Genomic DNA, 18,108 nt, shown 5'->3' with positions numbered 1-18,108 from the left:
CATCGGCTCCTGGGTTTAGATGGAGGGTGGTTTGGGGTGGCTTTCGACTTTGCGGGCGAAGATTGTCGCAATTTTGTCACCTTGTGATACTATGTAACATAGGTGACTTCACTTAATGGTGGAAGGGGTTGTCTTACATGAAGAAGCAGGTACACAGCAGCGAAGTCAGAAAAGCCGCATTGGATCGATTGGCAGAACGCGGTGTGCGCGTAGAGGATATTGCGGAGATCGTATATTTGATGCAATCGCCCTATCATCCTGACCTGACCATGGAACCGTGCATCGAGAGCGTAAAGGCTGTTTTGGAGAAAAGGGAAATGCAGCATGCCATCCTCGTGGGCATTGAGCTGGATACATTGGCGGAAAAGGGCTTGCTTTCCGAGCCGCTGCAGTCTATTATCGCCTCCGATGAAGGCTTGTTTGGCTGCGACGAAACCTTGGCGCTCGGTTCGGTGTTCGGGTACGGGAGCATTGCGGTAACGACGTTTGGGCATTTGGATAAGCATAAGATTGGCGTGATCAAGCGGCTGGATACGAAGACGTCCGGGGGACGGGTGCATACGTTCCTGGATGATTTAGTTGCAAGCGTGGCGGCGAACGCCTCAAGCCGGATGGCTCATCGGTTGAGAGACGAGCAGGAGCAGGCGGAGGTATTGGCTGCAGGGCAGATTCGGGTGGAAGGCAAGGCTGTGGATGAGGCTGGGTGAGCTTTAGTTGAGTCTGTTTAATGGGTAGGGTGGAGGGGCATCCCTTTCGGGATGCTCCTTTGATTTTTAAGGGTTTTTGATGGTGGTAAAAATTTTTACTAGAAATTTTGTTTTTCCTCTTGAAATCGGAAATGAAATCCTGTATATTAAAACATGTGATCGACGTCCGGTACGATTCGGGCCCTTAGCTCAGTTGGTCAGAGCGGTCGGCTCATAACCGATTGGTCGTAGGTTCGAGTCCTACAGGGCCCACCATTGAACCGTCTGTGGTGAAATCACAATATCCCATGATCCGGTAGCTCAGTTGGGAGAGCACCATCTTGACAGGGTGGGGGTCGCTGGTTCGAACCCAGTCCGGATCACCATATCGTAAAAAACCGCGCTATATCAACGTTTTGACCCGATTGACTGACCGAAGGACGTACCGGAAACTGTAACGCAAGGTGTCGGTGGTCACGTAAGGTTAAACGGTGACTGGCCGTGAACCCATACGCTCCTATTCCGTAACAAACGGAAAGGGGCGTTTTTGATTTATGGGCGCTTTGGACAAGCGTAAGGGGAAAAGACAATTAAATGAGAGGTTCGCTGTAAGCAACGATTACTCCATTGAATTGTTGTTTGAGAGGTTTTACCGCGTCAAGGTTTCGGAGGGAAGGAAGGCACGTACCCTAGAGAGTTACAATGAAAATTTCGGGTTTTTACTTCAATATTTAGACGTGCGCGGTATAGGCAGAGATGTTAGAAATATTACAGTTGAACTACTACGCGACTATATTGCGTGGATGCTTTATGAAAAGTTCGTTTCAAGGGTCATAAGTATAAATCAGAGCGTGAACAAACAGTCGGACTTACGCCTTCCTCAATAAATACCCGGTTAAAAACTCTTAGAACCTTCTTTACCTACTTAAAAGGGGAAGGAGTTATCGAGTCGGATCCTTTCAAATCTATTAAGAAACTTGAAGAAAACACAGAAGAGATAAAAATTATGTCGGTCGATCAGTTAAAGAGGTTGTTAGCGGTTCCAAATCAAAGACGGTTAAGAAGGGCATGTCGAAGTTGTCCGAAGCCGACCGCGTATCTTTTGCGGCCGATATCGTAGGGGTCGAGGCGGTAAGTTCGTTCTTGACGCTGATTGACGCGGGGCCGGAGAAACTGCGGTCGTTTACCCGCGAGTTGCAAAACAGTAACGGAGCGGCCAAAACGATTGCCGCGCGCCAGCTCGATAACTTTAACGGGAGCGTCAAGTTGCTGGATTCCCGCTCGAATCGTTGAAGATTAACGCGGTGGGGCCGTTGCTGCCGACGTTCCAAAAGATAACGTTGCTTCTCGCGGATATGGCGGAACAGTACGGACCGCAGATTGCGGAGACGTTCGAGGGGATTGGGCGGAGCCTGAACGAGTTCTTGGACCCGTATTTGAACGATCCGAAAACGTGGAAGGTGCAGGGGCAGGCCGAGCTCAAGTTCAAGCAGATGGAGATGCTCGACCGGCCGAACGGTCCGAAACCGATCCTAGATCAGATCGTCGGTAATTTCAACAACTGGTACAACAACGGCGGCAAACAGAAGATTTCCGACATGGTTACGAGGATGACAGAAAGTGTCGCCAAGTCATTGGAGGAAAACGCGTGGCCGATGACACAGGCTGCCTTCACGATTGGAACGAAAATCGTCGTTTCGATGACGGACGGGTTCCTCGATGGGATGAAGAAAAGCCCGGTCGGACAGGTAATCCTCCACGGAATGCCGAGTCTGAACGTGGTGGCCGAAACAAAGGATTACGTAGGAGCCGGGTATGAGTGGCTGGGCAAGACGTTTGGTCCAGAAGACTCGAACTACCATGGAATCGAGTACGTCCCTCGTGACGGATACCGTACCAAACTTCATAGAGGAGAAAGGGTACTCACCGCGCAGGAGAACCGGGAATACTCGGGCGGTGGCGGAAAGTCAGGCGGTAAGCCGTTCGTCATAAATATTGCGAATATGTCCGTTCGCGAAGAGGCTGACATAGAGAGGATTGCGTACCAACTGGCGAGAGCCATTAACGAAGTCCGATAACAACGAACCCCACCGGCGTTTTTCCGAGCGCTGGCGGGGTCTTTTTTTGTGCAAAAACGGGTAGTTTTAGGACTACCCGAGTGTCAGTTAGGCTACTTGTTTCGGTGGTATCAATGCAGGTAGTATTGGTAACACTGGAGGTGTATATGAGGAGTTTAAGTAACTTTTGATTTAAGTAACCAAAATCATGTTGTAAAAAGTGTCGCGCTGATACTATAATGGGGTCAAGGTTAACAAACTGCAAACTAATGAGGTATTACTCCCGTTCTTGTGACTTTCTTTACAAAAAAATCCGCAGATGCGCCAACATCTACGGGTTTTTATAACAGTTGCGACTGTGAAAATACTCACGGCGCGCTATCTTCTGAAATCCACCCCATGCCTGCAAGCTACTGGGTGGATTTTTGCATTCTTCTATATCTCCGTCGGAGCCATCGGTACAACTTACGGGATGCTAAAAATGCGCTCGGCAAGGTGATAAGCTTCAAGATCAGCCAAAAAAATGTAAGCATCCGGCATCACCTCCTTCGTACGGAGGCTACACCGCGAGACTCCCTGTCCCAACTGTTATTTCTAGTATATATATTGGAATCACTTAATTAAATAGTATTTTCTATATGTGGGTGTGTAAAAATTTCGACATACAATTTATGCTGTCATAAAATGTAATGGTTATTGTGTGTTTTATTATCTTTCCTGGAGGGCTTAGTAGAGGTAGAGGTCTTTCGCAAATGTAAAAAGTATGTAGGTCATGTGATTGCGTGGTAGCGCTCCTGTAGGATATAATAACAGATGAACGGAGTAGAGCGTATGGAAGAACGCCACGCACAAACGTTGATACATAGCGCATGGACTGCCGTAATGGACGACCGGATAACTGTCCGTAAGGCTACGGAATCCAACCGGTCAATTGACAGGGTGGGGGTCGCTGGTTCGAACCCAGTCCAGATCACCATAAATAGGATGTTGGAACCCTTGCGTAGCAAGGGTTTTTGTATTTTCGCAGTGACGGTTTGAATTGTGTAATCCAGCAAAGTACCCTTTCTAGTCAAAAATTGATCGAGAAAGAAATGTTTATTAATCAGTGTAACTGAAGTTGTTTTTAAGTATAGAAATAGACCATTCTTCTTTGGGTGAAGATACGGCCAATTTTGCATTTTCGTTGTTGTTACTGTCTGTGCTGCCGAAGAGCATCCTACTAAATTGCTTTGCCATTTCCTTCTGAATACTAGGGAGCAGATGGCTGTATGTGTCAAGTAATGCGGGGAGAGATTCGACTTGAACCAAAAGACGACATTGAGGAAATTCAGGTGTTCGATATACATTTGAAGGGGCAGACCTACTCCCTTGACTAGCTGCGAGGTATAGACAAGGCGATCCCTAATACCATTTTACACCTTCTGATGTATGAAGGTCAGGCTAAGCTTAAGCTCGCCATTGCCTACAAAGAGCGAAATCAAACGGCCGACAATCCGTCTATCGTTCGTTCCTATCACGAATCGGAATCGCAACCAGTAGAGAGGATCAAACTGGCCATTCCTTCATATGAGAACATTATCCGTCATCTACTGCCCAATTAATTCGAAGCCGGAAAATCGAGCTTTCAGCTGTTTTGAGAAGTTGACACAGAATGTCAGCGGCTAGCGTCCAAGTTACAGGTAGAAAAGCAATTCAATCGTAAAGTAGAATTAAATATTGAGTTACAACGTAAGAGAAAAGTATTGAATCAACTTCTTGATTAAGTAGCTGGAGGCAAAATTATGAAGCAACTAACAATGAAATCGGTCGATTTGATTCAAGTCAATGTTGGCAAGATTGCCGAACTATTTCCAAACGTGGTTACTGAAGTAAGAGATGAATATGGCAAAATCAAACGAGCGGTTGATTTCGATTTGCTAAAATAGGAATTGTCCGACTTTCTAGTAGAAGGTGACAAAGAACGGTATCAATTGACGTGGCCGGGGAAGAAAGAGGCCATTCTCAATGCGAATACTTCAATTGATAAAACTTTAAGACCAATCAAAGAAGATAGCGTCGAATGGGAAAATACACAAAATCTTTACATTGAAGGCGACAACCTCGAAGTGCTAAAGCTGTTGCAAGAATCGTATCTGAATAAAATACAATGTATTTATATTGATCCTCCGTACAATACAGGTAAAGACTTTATATATAAAGACAACTTTAGGATACCAGTAGATGAATATTATGAGGGATCTGGACAAATTGATGAAGAAGGCCATCAGTTGGTACTAAATCCTGAATCAAATGGCCGGTTTCATAGTGATTGGTTGACAATGATGTATTCTAGGATCAAGGTAGCAAGAAATTTGCTGAGCGAAAATGGCGTTTTTTTTCTTAGTATTGATGATAATGAAGCTGAAAATCTTAAGAAGATTTGTAATGAGATTTTTGGTGAGCATAATTTCATTGCAACATTTGTTTGGAATACTGAAGGACATACGGATAATCAATATGATGTGAAGGTAAATCACGAATATGTTTATTTGTACAGTAAGAACAACAGTTTCTCTGAGTTAGGTTATGTAATTGATCCAAATACAAGAGCAGAAAGCAATCTCTGGAAGGGATTCGCAGAAAATTCAATAACAAAGAATGGCCCTGTGAATCCCCCTAGTGAAGTAACGTTACCAGTTGGATTTCCTTGTAAGATCGAGCGGGGAATAATAGAAGCTAATATACCAGACATAGGTTTTTTTAATGATGTTAGTAATCAGGGGTACATTAGCAGAACTATAACTGAAAAATACAATGTGTCTTATCCAATTAGGTTTAATGAAATGGTTATTGATAATTTTGCTCTTGCCCAGGAAGTTAAGGTATTCAGCGGATGGGCGAACGTAAATAAACTTAGAGCTTTTATTCAAAATAAATGCAAGCCATTAATCGAAAGTGATGGTAGTGAAATTAGTTTTTATCTATCAGAAAAGGGTGTTATTTATTATTTCAAAAAGAGGGACAAGGCAAGGAACATATTGTCTGTATTGAGGAATTTAGGAACGACTGAACAAATGAGAAGTGAACTTGAAGATATAGGATTATATTTTTCATATCCAAAACCAAAGCAATTACTGCAGTATCTATTAAAAATCGGTGCAATTGATACTCAAGGTATTATTTTGGATTTCTTTTCCGGATCATCATCAACGGCACATGCTGTAATGCAACAAAACGCTGAAGACGGCGGAAAGCGTAGATATATCATGATACAACTTCCTGAACCGACGGAAGAAAAATCAGAAGCCTTCAAGGCTGGTTTCAAAAATATCTGCGAGATCGGCAAAGAACGTATCCGACGTGCGGCCAAGAAAATCAAAGAAGAAACAGGGGCAGACATAGATTACGGTTTCCGAGTGTTCCGAGTGGACTCTAGTAACATGAAAGATGTGTACTACACCCCGGACAAACTGGGTCAGATGAATCTGGATGAATTTGCATCAAACATCAAGGAAGATCGCACCGGTGAGGATTTACTCATCCAAGTGATGCTGGAATGCGGACTAGAACTTTCATTACCTATTGAATCAAGAGAGATTGAGGGCAAGACCGTCCACTATGTTGCTAAAAATTCCTTGATTGCGTGCTTTAATGAAGAAGTGTCTGAATCGATTATCAAGAAAATCGCAGCAGATCAACCGCGTCGAGTTGTTTTCCGCGATAGCTCCTTCCCGGATGACTCTGCCCGCATCAATGTGGAAGAACTGTTCAAGCTGCTCTCTCCAAGTACCGAAGTCCAAGTTCTGTAAGGGTGGTGAGTCGCGATGAAAATCAAATTCAAACATCAACAATTCCAATTAGATGCAGTCAATAGTATTGTTGACATTTTTCAAGGACAACCTAATGTGTCCTCTCGTTTCACACTTGACAAAGGTCGGCGTCAGAAAAGCGTGGAAATAGGAGATTTTTTCCAAGCTACAATCAGTGAGCCAGATTATGGGTTCAAGAATAATCCCATAAAGCTTATTGATAATGAAGTGTTGAATAATATTCAAGCAATACAACGTCAAAATGGCTTGAAATTATCGGAACGACTTAAAGGCAAATACAACCTTACAGTTGAGATGGAAACCGGTACAGGGAAAACATACACCTATATTCGGACGATGTTCGAGTTGTATAAAAAATACGGTTGGAGCAAATTTATCGTTGTTGTTCCTTCTATCGCCATTCGGGAGAGTGTCCTCAAGACGTTCCAAATCACCGAAGACCATTTTATGTCTGAGTTTGGGTCAAAGGCTCGTTACTTCGTTTATAACTCGAAACAATTGCATCACATCGAGAAATTCGCCACTGATGCCGGAATCAATGTTATGATTATTAATTCTCAGGCGTTCGCCGCAAGAGGGCAGGATGCAAGAAGAATCTATATGGAGCTGGATGATTTCAATTCCAGACGTCCGATTGATGTGATTGCCAGTACGAACCCTATTCTCATTATTGACGAACCGCAATCCGTGGAAGGTGCTAAAGGGAAGGCGACAAGGGAAGGTTTAAAGCAGTTTAATCCGCTGTTTACATTACGATATTCGGCAACACACCGGGAGAACTATAACAAAGTATATCGTCTCGATGCTCTGGATGCGTATAATATGAAGCTCGTTAAGAAGATCAGCGTCAAAGGCATCTCGGTGAAAGGAACCAGCGGAACCAATAGCTATGTGTATCTGGAAGGTATCGATGTCAGTGACAAGCACGCTCCTGTTGCCCGTCTTGAGTATGAAAAACGGACGAAGACCGGTTTAACCAAAGTTTCCAAGAAAATCGTGACGGGCGATGATCTCTATCAGTTGTCCGATCATCTGGAGCAATATAAAGGCTACAAAGTATCGGAAATTAACGGACAGAATAACAGCATCAGCTTCATAAACGGTGTTACTCTGTACGCTGGTGATATACAGGGCGATGTTAGCGAGCTTCACTTCCGTCGAATCCAGATTCGAGAGACGCTGAAATCTCACTTTGAAAAGGAGCGGGTGCTGTTCCATAAAGGAATCAAAGTGCTCTCACTCTTCTTTATCGATGAAGTCGCTAAGTACCGGCAATATGATAAGGACGGCAACGAGAAGAACGGCGAGTACGCTAATATTTTTGAGGAAGAATATAATGAGCTTATAAACGAACAGCTATCCTTGTTTACAGATGACCCATATGTTCAATATTTGAATTCGATTCGGGTACAAAGCACGCACAAAGGATACTTCTCCATCGACAAGAAAAGTAGGAGATTTATAGATTCTAAGGTGTCTGTAAGAGAGACGGATTCCGATGATGTAGATGCTTACGACTTGATCATGCGGGACAAGGAACGACTCCTCAGCTTTGAGGAGCCGACACGGTTTATTTTCTCCCACTCGGCATTGAAAGAAGGCTGGGACAACCCGAACGTGTTTCAGATATGTATGCTCAAACATAGCGACTCCACCATCAAGAAACGACAGGAAGTTGGACGTGGACTGCGATTGTGCGTAAATATGTACGGTGAACGGATCGACTCTAGCATGCCAGGTATTGATGTTCACGAGATCAATTCTCTAACTGTTGTTGCCAGCGAATCCTATGAGCAATTTGCTAAGCAGCTTCAAAGTGAAATTGCCGCAACATTGTCGGATCGGCCACGCAGGGTTAATGTGGACTTCTTCCGAGATAAAGTGCTCACCAATGCCCGCGGCGAACAATTGAAAATCGATGAGAAGCTCGCAAATAAACTTCAATTTGCCTTTATCAAGAACGGCTATGTTGATGATGAATTCCATTTGACGGATGACTATTTCGCCGCTGTAGACGGGCAAACTGTCAAACTGCCAGATGAACTGCGTGGTCATCAAGAACAGCTCATTGAACTTGTAAAATCCATTTACGTCGAAGGCAAGGCAGATATGACGGATAATGACCGGAATCGCAATATCGTATCGGTTAAGGTTAACAACAACTTTTATAAGCAAGAGTTCAAGGAGTTGTGGAACCGAATCAACAAAAAATCTGTTTACACGGTTCAATTTGACTCGCAAGAATTGGTTCGGAAGTGTGTTTTGGCGTTAGACACCAACTTACAGGTTCCTGACATCCGCTACGCAATTAAACACGGGGAAATGAAGGAAATTGAGTCCCGTGAGCAACTCAAGCAAGGCGAGGCTTTTGTAACGCGAGAAACGCAAACAGAGTATGTACAGGGACTTGCTACATCTAAGATCAAGTACGACTTGATCGGCAAGATAATGGATGAAACGCGGCTCACTCGGAAGACGATTGTCGCCATCTTGAAAGGCATTAAACCGTCTACCTTTCTGTTATTCCGGAAGAATCCCGAGGAATTTGTTATCCGGGCATCTAAGCTGATTAACGAGCAGAAGGCTACGACCATCATTGAATCCATTACTTACGACGTTATCAGTGATACGTTCCATACGGATGTGTTTACAAAGAACACACTTAAGGGAAAGCTCGGACAAAATGCCATTTCCGTTGAAAAGCATATTTTCGATTATGTTGTGACGGACTCCAAGATTGAGAGGGAATTCGCAAAAGAGCTGGATACGAGTCAGGAAGTGAAGATTTATGCCAAGCTGCCTCGCGGATTCTACATCCCTACTCCTGTAGGCGACTACAATCCGGATTGGGCTATCGTATTTAAGGAAGGGGATATAAAGTATATCTACTTCATTGCCGAAACGAAGGGCTCAATGGACTCGATGGAGCTTCGTGAAGTCGAGAAGGCAAAGATTGAATGTGCACGGAGGCATTTTGCCAAGCTTAACTCGGATCAATTGAAGTATGATGTTGTTAACAACTATGAGAAGTTGCTGGAGATCGTAAAAGGATAGTTTATAAATCCAATGAAAAGTGGAATTGCTCGATTGTGCAAATATCCATGAGTAAGGAAAATCATTATGTTGTGATACTATTAGGCTGGTCAATAATTTGGTCAAGAACCGAAAATAATACCCGGAAATTTCGGGTCACAAAGCAAAGAGGAGATAGCCGAAAACCCTTGATACGAGTGGGTTTTCGGCTATTCAAGGAAATTGAGGGAAACTCCCCATTTGATCTTGATAGGGTGGGGGTCGCTGGTTCGAACCCAGTCCGGATCACCATACATAACAAGCCGAAACCCTTGAGGAATCAAAGGTTTTTCTTTTTTTGGTGTTTTTCGCAACTGCTGAATAAGCAATAGTTTTTTCTCGTTGGGGGCGGATTGGGGTGAGTGTATAAAACGTCTCATCCTTGTTTTTCGTCAATACGCTGCTGGTATGATGCAACGAATGGGTCTAGTAAGGCCTATCCTACCCGTTAGAATTCCTGTAAACCGAATGATTTGGTCTTTGTAAAAAAACAAAGCCCCTCAGCATAAACGAGTTGACATTACTACGAAAACATATTAAATTGGATTCAAACACGTACTACGAAATCGTACTAAAAAGGAGCTCCCGGTATGCATAAGCTATATGATCTTTTTCTCAAGACCGGTTTGCGCCCTTTCGCATTCATGGCCGACATGCTGCAGCTTGAACAGAAAGTGACTCGTTCGGATCTGGCGACGCTGCTTATTCTGCTCTTCCGGGGGGACCTGACGATGACGGAATTGGCGGCCGAGATGGGAGCGCCGCTGAGTTCGATGACAAGTATTGCCAAGCGGCTTGAGCGAAAAGGCTATATCGCCCGAGCGACATCTCCAAAAGACCAACGGGTCAAGCTTGTCATGCTAACACAAGAGGGGATTCGACTTGCGAAAGAGTGGGAGCGCATCATGCTGGGGATGCTGGGCAAGTTGGAAGCGGCGTTTACGCCGGAAGAACTGGAGCAATTTACGTTACTTTCATTTAAGGCCATCAAAGTCTTCCAAGACGAGGAACCTGTAAAGCTTGAGGAAACAAAGAACCGTCCGGTAAAGATCAAGATCGATGAGTGACCGATTCAACCGGACTCTTCTATTTCACAATTACTACGAAATCGTACTAAAAGGAGCAATGGATATGAGAATCATCATCTACACGGGCAAGGGTGGCGTGGGCAAGACGAGTATAGCCGCCGCGACAGCGGTGAAAATGGCAAAGCAGGGGAAACGGACGCTCATTCTTAGCACTGACGCAGCACATAGTTTAGCGGATTCACTGGCCATGCGGATCGGGCCGGAGCCAGTCCCAATCTGCGAAAACTTATGGGGGCAGGAAGTGAACAGCCTGCGGGAGACGGAGAAAAATTGGGGAATTGTCCAAGGTTGGCTAACCGCACTGCTCGACAAAGCACAGCTTACCGATATTGCTACGGAGGAAATGCTCGTGTTTCCTGGCATGGAAGAGCTGTTCAGTTTATTGCAAATCAAGGAACACACGCAAAGCGGAAAATATGATGTGGTCGTCGTTGATTGCGCGCCGACCGGAGAGACGCTGCGGCTGCTCAGCTATCCAAATGTTTTGAATTGGTGGCTCGAAAAAATGTTTCCGAACGAACGCAGGCTGATCAAGCTCGTTCGGCCGGTCGCCAAGTTCATCAACAACGTAGAACTTCCCTCGGATGATGTGCTTGACAGCGTTGAGCAATTGGCACGGAGCTTGGAGGAGCTGCAACGGATTGTTTTGGACCCGGAGATGACATCGGTCAGAATGGTGCTGAACCCCGAGAAGATGGTGCTTGCCGAAGCGAAACGATCCTTCACGTATCTGAATTTATTCGGGTTCAATACGGACGCGGTCATCGTGAATCGGGTGCTGCCGAATGAGGCAGGAGAAGGATTCTTCGCATACTGGCGGGACCTTCAAAAGAAATATGAAGAAGAAATCGTTATGAACTTCCAGCCGCTGCCGATTCTCAAAGCACCCATGATGCCAAAGGAAGTCATCGGATTGCCTGTTCTCCAAGAATTGGCGGATATCGTTTTTAAAGATCAGAATCCTTCCACTATTCTTTACCGAGGCAGAACAGAAAAGATCCGAGAAGAGGATAGAGGAATGGTTCTGGAACTGTCGATTCCCTTTGTGGAGAAGTCGGATTTGGATTTATCGCAGACTGGCGACGAACTGACGGTAAATGCAGGTGCCTTCAAGCGGAAGGTGATCTTGCCAAGACCGCTCATTGGCCGGCAGGTTACAGGTGCGAAGTTTTCAGAGGGCCGGCTTCTCATCCGTTTTGGTGAACGAAATATGGCAGAAGGGAATGAAGAGCAATGAGAAGCGACGAGCTTCGAATGGAACGGCTGTTGGAACATTTGGAGCGACACCAGGCTGGGAAGCATGCAAGAAACGCCGTTAAGGAAGGGTTGCTGGCTTCCCGTGCGGTCATCGACAGCCTCATTGACTTGTTAGAGGAACCAAGCAGCACTCCATCCGCACGCAAAATTGATATTTCATAAATCGGGAGAGGATGAGGAATAGATGGTGAGTGGGGTCAAACGTCATGTCGGGCTGATGCTTATGCTGACCGGACTGCTTCATACGGTCTACGGACTGATTGCATACATGAAACAGCTGCAGCCGATCGTTGCTGAAGGTCTATGGAATACGGTGGCGGATGGGCAATGGGATCGCGCAACCGCTTTCTGGTTCTTGATATTCGGCTTCATGCTGATTGTTCTCGGCTATACGGTGGATTGGCTAATGAAAAAGAAAGGGATTGCCCCACCTGTTTCTCTCGGATGGATGCTATTTACCATCTGCTTGATTGGGGTTATCGTGATGCCGTCTTCGGGTTTTTGGCTTGGCTTGCCTCAGGCGTGGCTCTTAATACGAAAGTGAAAGGGACAGTCAAGTTTTCATCCAGTAACGCAAGAAAACGAATGTAATGTCTATCTGCAGACCCTATCTTCTTCGCTTCTTACTATTCGTCGGTCGCCAAATCAAATTAGAGGGTGCTATGTGGTGGAACACAATCTTGATTCGTCGTTACCTAATGGTTGGAAAGCCTACGCCCACTTTACAAAGACGTCAGGATGGGCGGCTTATGCGGGTTGCGTCTGGGCCCTCCTGTATGCGGTCTTTGTCCGATTCTATCAGGCTGCGGGAGGAACTATCGGTCTTTCGGCTCCGATTGTTGATCCCACTGGCGGCATCTACAAAGCAAGCTATGTCGTGGGTGTAATTATCATGTTGTGTGGATTTGTCTTGTTAACACTCGTTAAACCTTGGGGGAAGGTTGTCCCTTTATGGCTTCCATGGATCGGCGGAGTCAATGTCTACCGAGGATTTCTGTTATTCCCGACCCTTCTCTGCTCTGTCTTTTTAATCGCTCATGGAGCAGCCGGAATCATTACAAGAGTCCTCTTTTTGGCTGGCTTCATAAACTTGAAAATGCCGACTTTTAGCGGTGAAGTGGATATGCGTATCGATGCATTATGGGACTTGTTCGTTTACCAACCATGGTTTTTCATCATGGGAGTATTGTCTGGCTTGTCGGCAGCGCATTATGCACAAGCGAGAGACGTTTCGCTTTCTGCTTTGAAACGCGGCACACTGATTTTCTTGTTTTTAACAATTCTCGTTACTGCGATTTTTGTAGCAGCCATCGTGTTTGACTTTGTCGATAAATTAAGCTTTTTTTAAGGCGTTCCTTCCCAAGGTGTTACGTAATAGTCTTTGCTTGTTCAGACGGTGACATCTAAGCTGATCGGGAACACAAATGTTTTTATGTCCTTTTATCATAAGTTCTATGGAGGTGTATGGACATGAATTGGCATGACGCAGCCTTGGTAGTGGCTGGAATTATAGGAAGCGGCGTAGCGCTGGTTCACGGCATTCTGACCCAGCGGCTCATGGTCAGGCCGTTGGCGAGTGCGGAGTCTTTATTTGCCGAGGCAGGAGTCAGATGGATCGTGTCGTGGCTCTTGCAGTTCAGCACGTTCAACTGGTTTCTTGGCGGGCTCGCTTTAATTGCTTCCATCTGGTTCGGGCAGGACGTAAGGCTCGTGACGGGCCTGCTCGTTGGCAGCTCCTACCTGTATGGCGCTTTCATCAACTTTAAGGCAACGCGCGGTCGTCATCCGGCCTGGATGCTCTACACGGTTGCGCTCGGCTTGATTGCCTTCGGCGTCAACGGATCGGGCGGTTGAGCCGACTTTGACAAGATCCTGAAAGAGTCCCCGACCAACGCAATATTTGTCACAAATCCATCCTTTCGATTCGTCTTGTTTGTAAAAAGAATGGAAGGGAGAATGGGCATGAGAAAATATGATGCAGCGGTAATCGGCGGAGGGCTTTCCGGATTAACAAGTTCGATTTATTTGGCAAAAGCAGGTTTATCCGTAGTTCTGTTGGAAAAAGCAAAACAATTGGGCGGTCGTTCCGTTACGGTAAAAAGGAATGGTGCCATGCTGAATTTGGGTCTTCATGCGCTCTATAAAGGGGGGGCCGCCGAGGAGGTATTAAACGAACTGGGAATCCCGGTCAAAGGGGGGATCGTGCCCGCAAAAGGCGGCATGGTGTGGAATAACAAGCTTTACCAACTACCTGGAAATCCATTCGCGATCCTCACATCCAAATTGTTATCTGCTTCCGCTAAGTTGGAAATCGTCCAATTTGTGACACGACTAGCGAAAATCGATACAAAGGCTTTACCACCGATTAGTTTTCGGGAATGGGCGGAAAAGGAAATAAGCGATCCCATGATACGACACCTCATTTACGCCGTCTGTAGAACCAATACTTTTGTACCATATCCTGAAATCCTCTTGGCTGCTCCTGCAGTCAAAAGACTGCAGCTTGTATTTAAAGGCAATCAAGTCATATATGTAGATAAAGGTTGGGGTCAGCTGGTTGATAGCCTTCAGCAGGAGGCTATGCGCGTAGGTGTTACGGTTCTGTACCGTAAAAATGTATCCGAGATTGAGCATGACGGCAGGGTAAGGCAAATCCGTTTTCATGATGGCGAAACATTGGAAATCCCATATGTCGTTGTAACGGCAGGACCGGGCGAAACCTGCAAGCTCGTTAAAAACGCCGAGCACACATCGCTCAAGGAGTGGCGGGATCGGGTGAAACCAATCTATGCTGCATGTCTAGACGTCGCGCTCCGCAAGCTGCCCTACCCAGATGATCCAAAGCGCCATTTCACCTTCTTCTTGGATCAACCGATCTTTGTCAGCACCCCATCTGCCATTTCTGATGCAAGTGAGGATGGTTCCGCCATTATTCATGTGTGCAAGGATATCGGCTTTGGCTCTGATCATCCCAAAAACGATGAAAGTCATTTGGAGCGGGCTTTGGACTTCATTCAACCGGGATGGCAAAAAGAACTTGTTGCAAGGCAGTTCTTGCCAAAAATGACGGTTGCCCATGATTTTGATTCCATCGATCGCATCGGCAAAAGCTATGGCCCATCTGTCCCAGAAGTGCGTGGATTGTACGTTGCCGGGGATTGGACGGGTCAAAGTGAAGTATTAGTGGATGCGGTTTTTGCCAGTGCCAAGAGGGCTTCCGAGGAGCTCCTGCGAGAATACAACAATGTGGAGGGGCGTGCATACGGTGGAAGTGGAAGAGCTGTATAAAAGTCTGAGGCCTTCGCTGATTTCTCTTGCTTATCGAATGATGGGCAGTATGATGGATGCCGAAGATATCGTTCAAGAAACGTTCCTTTCAATAGAAAAGGTTCCCGCCGATACGGTTAGGAATGCGAAGGCTTATTTGTTCAGGAGTGTGAGCAACCGGTGCATAGATCGGTTGCGGGCGCAAAGCAAGCATCGTGAAACATACGCAGGACCTTGGCTTCCGGAACCGATTATGAGCGGGGGGAACGGACAAATCGATCCTTTGGAAGGATATATACGAAAAGAAACCATTTCGATGGCTTACTTGCTCTTGGTTCATCAGCTTTCATGGACCGAGCGGGTTGTATTTCTGTTGCGAGAGGTGCTTCAATACGAATATGAGGAAATAGCGGAGATCGTCGACAAAAGCAGTACGAACTGCAGGCAAATTTTCCGACGTGCCAAAAGGAGCTTGGGCGAAATTCCTCAAGTGAACGTCGGCATAGAGCGGGACACCACCCATTTGATTGAACAGTTCGCGCAAGCCCTTTTGAGTGGGGATATGAAAATACTGCTCGAAACGCTAACTTCGGACACGATCCTTTATATGGATGGTGGAGGCAAAGTGAAAGCCCCCTTGCGTCCGCTGTTTGGCCATGATCGAATCGCCCGTTTCTTTATCGGTATTCTCCCGGAGTTCCCTCCTGATTTCTCTTTTACGCTTCGCGAAATGAATGCCCAGCCCGGATTGGTGTTTTTTGCAGGCGAGCAGCTCTTTGCTACGATTTCTTTCGATATTCAGAATGATCGGATCGTGAACATGTATGCTGTTTTGAATCCCGAAAAGTTAAAAAGTCTCACGCGTTTTGTTAGCAATTCCATATAGAGCACCGATAAATGAGTAAATCTATCTCTGGGCTTCAATCATTAGATTACCGAGAGATATACACAGCAAAACAGAACTTACGTTCGTGTTCGTTGGAAAAATCTCTGCGTACGTTTAATTCGAGCAAAGCCTATGTAAAAGAAAAAGATCGCCCACAATGCTGCGGGACGATCTTTCCTTGTTTTAGCGGCATCGTAAGGCTATATTGATCGATCAAATGCAGAAGCACTCAGGTCATATTCCCTCAAAATATCTCCACGTGATTTGCCATTCTCATAAAGTTGGACCATTTGCTGCTTGAATTCGTCTGTAAATGCTCGACTCGACACCTCCCGTGTGGGCTGCGTCCTCCAAAATGCCTAGCCGAAAGGGGTATCTGCACCATGCGTCCGTTGAAAAGAAAGTTGATGTGTCTATCACTATTCAACAATTGAACCCGTTAGCGTAACAACATCGTTTCACCAAAAGATAATCTGCTGAAACTTTACCTTTATAATCCTTGGCTAAGTCCTAATATCTGATCTTTAACATTTACATTACTTAATCCCCCGTGATAACAAACCACGGATGCAATGTCGAGGTCTACATACTTTTTTAAAGAGAGACGAGCTGCATTCATATCCGGTGTGGTCGGGACATGAATTCCCCCGAGAATCCCGTTTACACTGTACATCGAATCCCCGGCAATGAGAGTCTTGCTTTGCCTTAAATAAAGGCTGATATGCCCGGGAGTATGCCCAGGAGTATGGATGACGCGAATCCCGCCGCAAAACGGCAGTTCCTGACCGTCAATCAAGGTATCGTCCACTCTGCCTTTCGGGGGATTCTCAAGGTGCCCGTCTTTCAAAAGCGGTATCTCCCCCTGAATATACGGCTTATCCAGTTCGTGTGCATAAACTTTAACATTATTGCCACACTCCTGCAAAATCTCAGGAAGACTGCCTATATGATCCACATCCTGATGCGTCAAAATCACAACTTTTAGTTTGTCGAACGTTACTTCTACCTTTTCCATGGCCACGCGTAAATCTTCAATTTGCCCTGGGAATCCTGTGTCTATTAAAACAGCCGTTTCTCGATCCCACAAAAGAATTGGGTGAATAATATTCCCATGAAAATCTAGATGAAGCATTTCTACTCCCTTTGAAATTTCCATAATATCGGGCCTCCGTAAAATTGAATTTTTACGCAAAGTGATATTATTATGTAGGTTTAGTTGTTGTCAACATCTTCTCTATAGATCGCTCGACATAACAGAACGGTTCCCTGCCGTTTAATTGATGTCTATTGATCCGCACTATACTGCCCGTTAGTCGAATAACTTACCTTTCTTCAACTAATACCATGTATTAATGATCTTACGCGTATAGCATGTAGCCTATTAATTGAGAGACAGAATGAATCCAAGCATTACAGTAATCGTTAGGGAGGAAAGTCGATTATGAACGATTGATACGATACCCTTGGGCGGAGGATTACGAGCGACATGAAAGACTGAAGCATTGAATGGTTTGAAAAAAGGCGGTTCAGAACACGCAAAGTGCCATCATGGCCAATGGAAGCATTTGAACGACGGGGTTGTGGGTGATATTCGTTGTCTGGTAAGTCAGTATATGTTCGGTGGTATGACGAGAACGGGAATCCGTTTCATTGGGCTAAGTATGATGCCCGGATGATCGTAAAACGAGGCTTGAAAGGATAAAAAAGGAGGAAGGAACGATGGAATTCTTTGAAATTCACTCTCCATATTATGCTCTGCTCAAAGCCGAAACGCAGGAGGAAGCCATCGCGAAGTATACCGGAATACGTCGCTGATGACGACGGGACACTGCACAAAGAGATCAGGGAAGTCGACCGGGACTACGCGATGTTTCCTTCAGCCGAGCCGCAACTGAAGACGGCGAAGAAGTCCCTATTCCAGGATTACTCCAGGAATTTCAAAGTGAAGAAAGCGCGGTACTGCTTATTGATTCGGCTGCTTTAACA

The 18,108-nt window shown here is 45.5% G+C and carries 14 protein-coding genes and 2 tRNA genes; 15 read left to right on the top strand and 1 reads right to left on the bottom strand.

What is annotated here, in order from left to right; genetic code table 11:
- Positions 1–137 precede the first annotated feature (137 nt).
- The 15 genes from Q3F21_RS26085 to sigJ all read left to right on the top strand — a co-directional run bounded on the left by Q3F21_RS26085 (position 138) and on the right by sigJ (position 16,122).
- Entirely contained in the window at positions 138–707 is a 570-nt protein-coding gene (locus tag Q3F21_RS26085) for a phosphatidylglycerophosphatase A family protein (protein ID WP_340259369.1), read from the top strand.
- 178 nt (positions 708–885) lie between these two features.
- Positions 886–962 (top strand) — tRNA-Ile (locus Q3F21_RS26080).
- A gap of 34 nt (positions 963–996) precedes the next feature.
- Positions 997–1,072 (top strand) — tRNA-Val (locus tag Q3F21_RS26075).
- A 682-nt stretch (positions 1,073–1,754) separates the two neighbouring features.
- Positions 1,755–1,979, top strand: coding sequence for a phage tail tape measure protein (locus Q3F21_RS26070; RefSeq protein ID WP_340259367.1), 225 nt, complete (start codon positions 1,755–1,757; stop codon positions 1,977–1,979).
- Positions 1,980–1,990: 11 nt separating this feature from the next.
- Positions 1,991–2,764 carry a hypothetical protein gene (locus Q3F21_RS26065; protein ID WP_340259365.1) on the top strand — a complete coding sequence of 258 codons (774 nt, stop codon included), beginning with the start codon at positions 1,991–1,993 and terminating at the stop codon, positions 2,762–2,764.
- Between the two features lie 1,760 nt (positions 2,765–4,524).
- Positions 4,525–4,668, top strand: a complete 144-nt coding sequence (locus Q3F21_RS26060; protein ID WP_340259363.1) for a hypothetical protein — start codon at positions 4,525–4,527, stop codon at positions 4,666–4,668.
- 3 nt (positions 4,669–4,671) lie between these two features.
- Entirely contained in the window at positions 4,672–6,531 is a 1,860-nt protein-coding gene (locus Q3F21_RS26055) for a site-specific DNA-methyltransferase (protein ID WP_425341305.1), read from the top strand.
- A gap of 15 nt (positions 6,532–6,546) precedes the next feature.
- The gene (locus tag Q3F21_RS26050) at positions 6,547–9,606 is read left to right on the top strand and encodes a type III restriction-modification system endonuclease (protein ID WP_340259359.1); all 3,060 of its coding nucleotides are present in this window, start codon (positions 6,547–6,549) and stop codon (positions 9,604–9,606) included.
- A 608-nt stretch (positions 9,607–10,214) separates the two neighbouring features.
- The gene (locus Q3F21_RS26045; protein WP_340259357.1) at positions 10,215–10,691 is read left to right on the top strand and encodes a MarR family winged helix-turn-helix transcriptional regulator; all 477 of its coding nucleotides are present in this window, start codon (positions 10,215–10,217) and stop codon (positions 10,689–10,691) included.
- Between the two features lie 64 nt (positions 10,692–10,755).
- Positions 10,756–11,949 (top strand): ArsA family ATPase, encoded by a 1,194-nt coding sequence (locus tag Q3F21_RS26040; protein ID WP_340259354.1) that lies wholly within the window; start codon positions 10,756–10,758, stop codon positions 11,947–11,949.
- Positions 11,950–12,153: 204 nt separating this feature from the next.
- The gene (locus Q3F21_RS26035; protein WP_340259352.1) at positions 12,154–12,513 is read left to right on the top strand and encodes a DUF6463 family protein; all 360 of its coding nucleotides are present in this window, start codon (positions 12,154–12,156) and stop codon (positions 12,511–12,513) included.
- A 123-nt stretch (positions 12,514–12,636) separates the two neighbouring features.
- Positions 12,637–13,317: a DUF3995 domain-containing protein gene (locus Q3F21_RS26030; protein ID WP_340259349.1), complete on the top strand. Its 681-nt coding sequence runs from the start codon at positions 12,637–12,639 to the stop codon at positions 13,315–13,317.
- A gap of 122 nt (positions 13,318–13,439) precedes the next feature.
- A complete protein-coding gene (locus Q3F21_RS26025) occupies positions 13,440–13,823 on the top strand; it encodes a hypothetical protein (protein ID WP_340259346.1) in 384 nt (127 codons plus the stop codon).
- A gap of 108 nt (positions 13,824–13,931) precedes the next feature.
- Complete coding sequence (locus Q3F21_RS26020; RefSeq protein ID WP_340259343.1) at positions 13,932–15,257, top strand: phytoene desaturase family protein; 1,326 nt, start codon at positions 13,932–13,934, stop codon at positions 15,255–15,257.
- On the top strand, positions 15,235–16,122 hold the full coding sequence (sigJ, locus tag Q3F21_RS26015) for an RNA polymerase sigma factor SigJ (protein ID WP_340259341.1): 888 nt from the start codon (positions 15,235–15,237) through the stop codon (positions 16,120–16,122). The genes Q3F21_RS26020 and sigJ overlap by 23 nt, the downstream gene beginning before the upstream one ends.
- Before the next feature lie 490 nt (positions 16,123–16,612).
- Here sigJ and Q3F21_RS26005 read toward each other — a convergent pair whose 3' ends face one another.
- Complete coding sequence (locus tag Q3F21_RS26005) at positions 16,613–17,278, bottom strand: MBL fold metallo-hydrolase (RefSeq protein ID WP_340259339.1); 666 nt, start codon at positions 17,276–17,278, stop codon at positions 16,613–16,615.
- Positions 17,279–18,108 lie beyond the last annotated feature (830 nt).

The organism is Brevibacillus borstelensis, from assembly GCF_037834415.1.
Lineage (GTDB): Bacteria > Bacillota > Bacilli > Brevibacillales > Brevibacillaceae > Brevibacillus > Brevibacillus borstelensis_A.
Note: the sequence above shows the minus strand (reverse complement) of the source record. Positions and strands in the feature narration are given on the sequence as shown.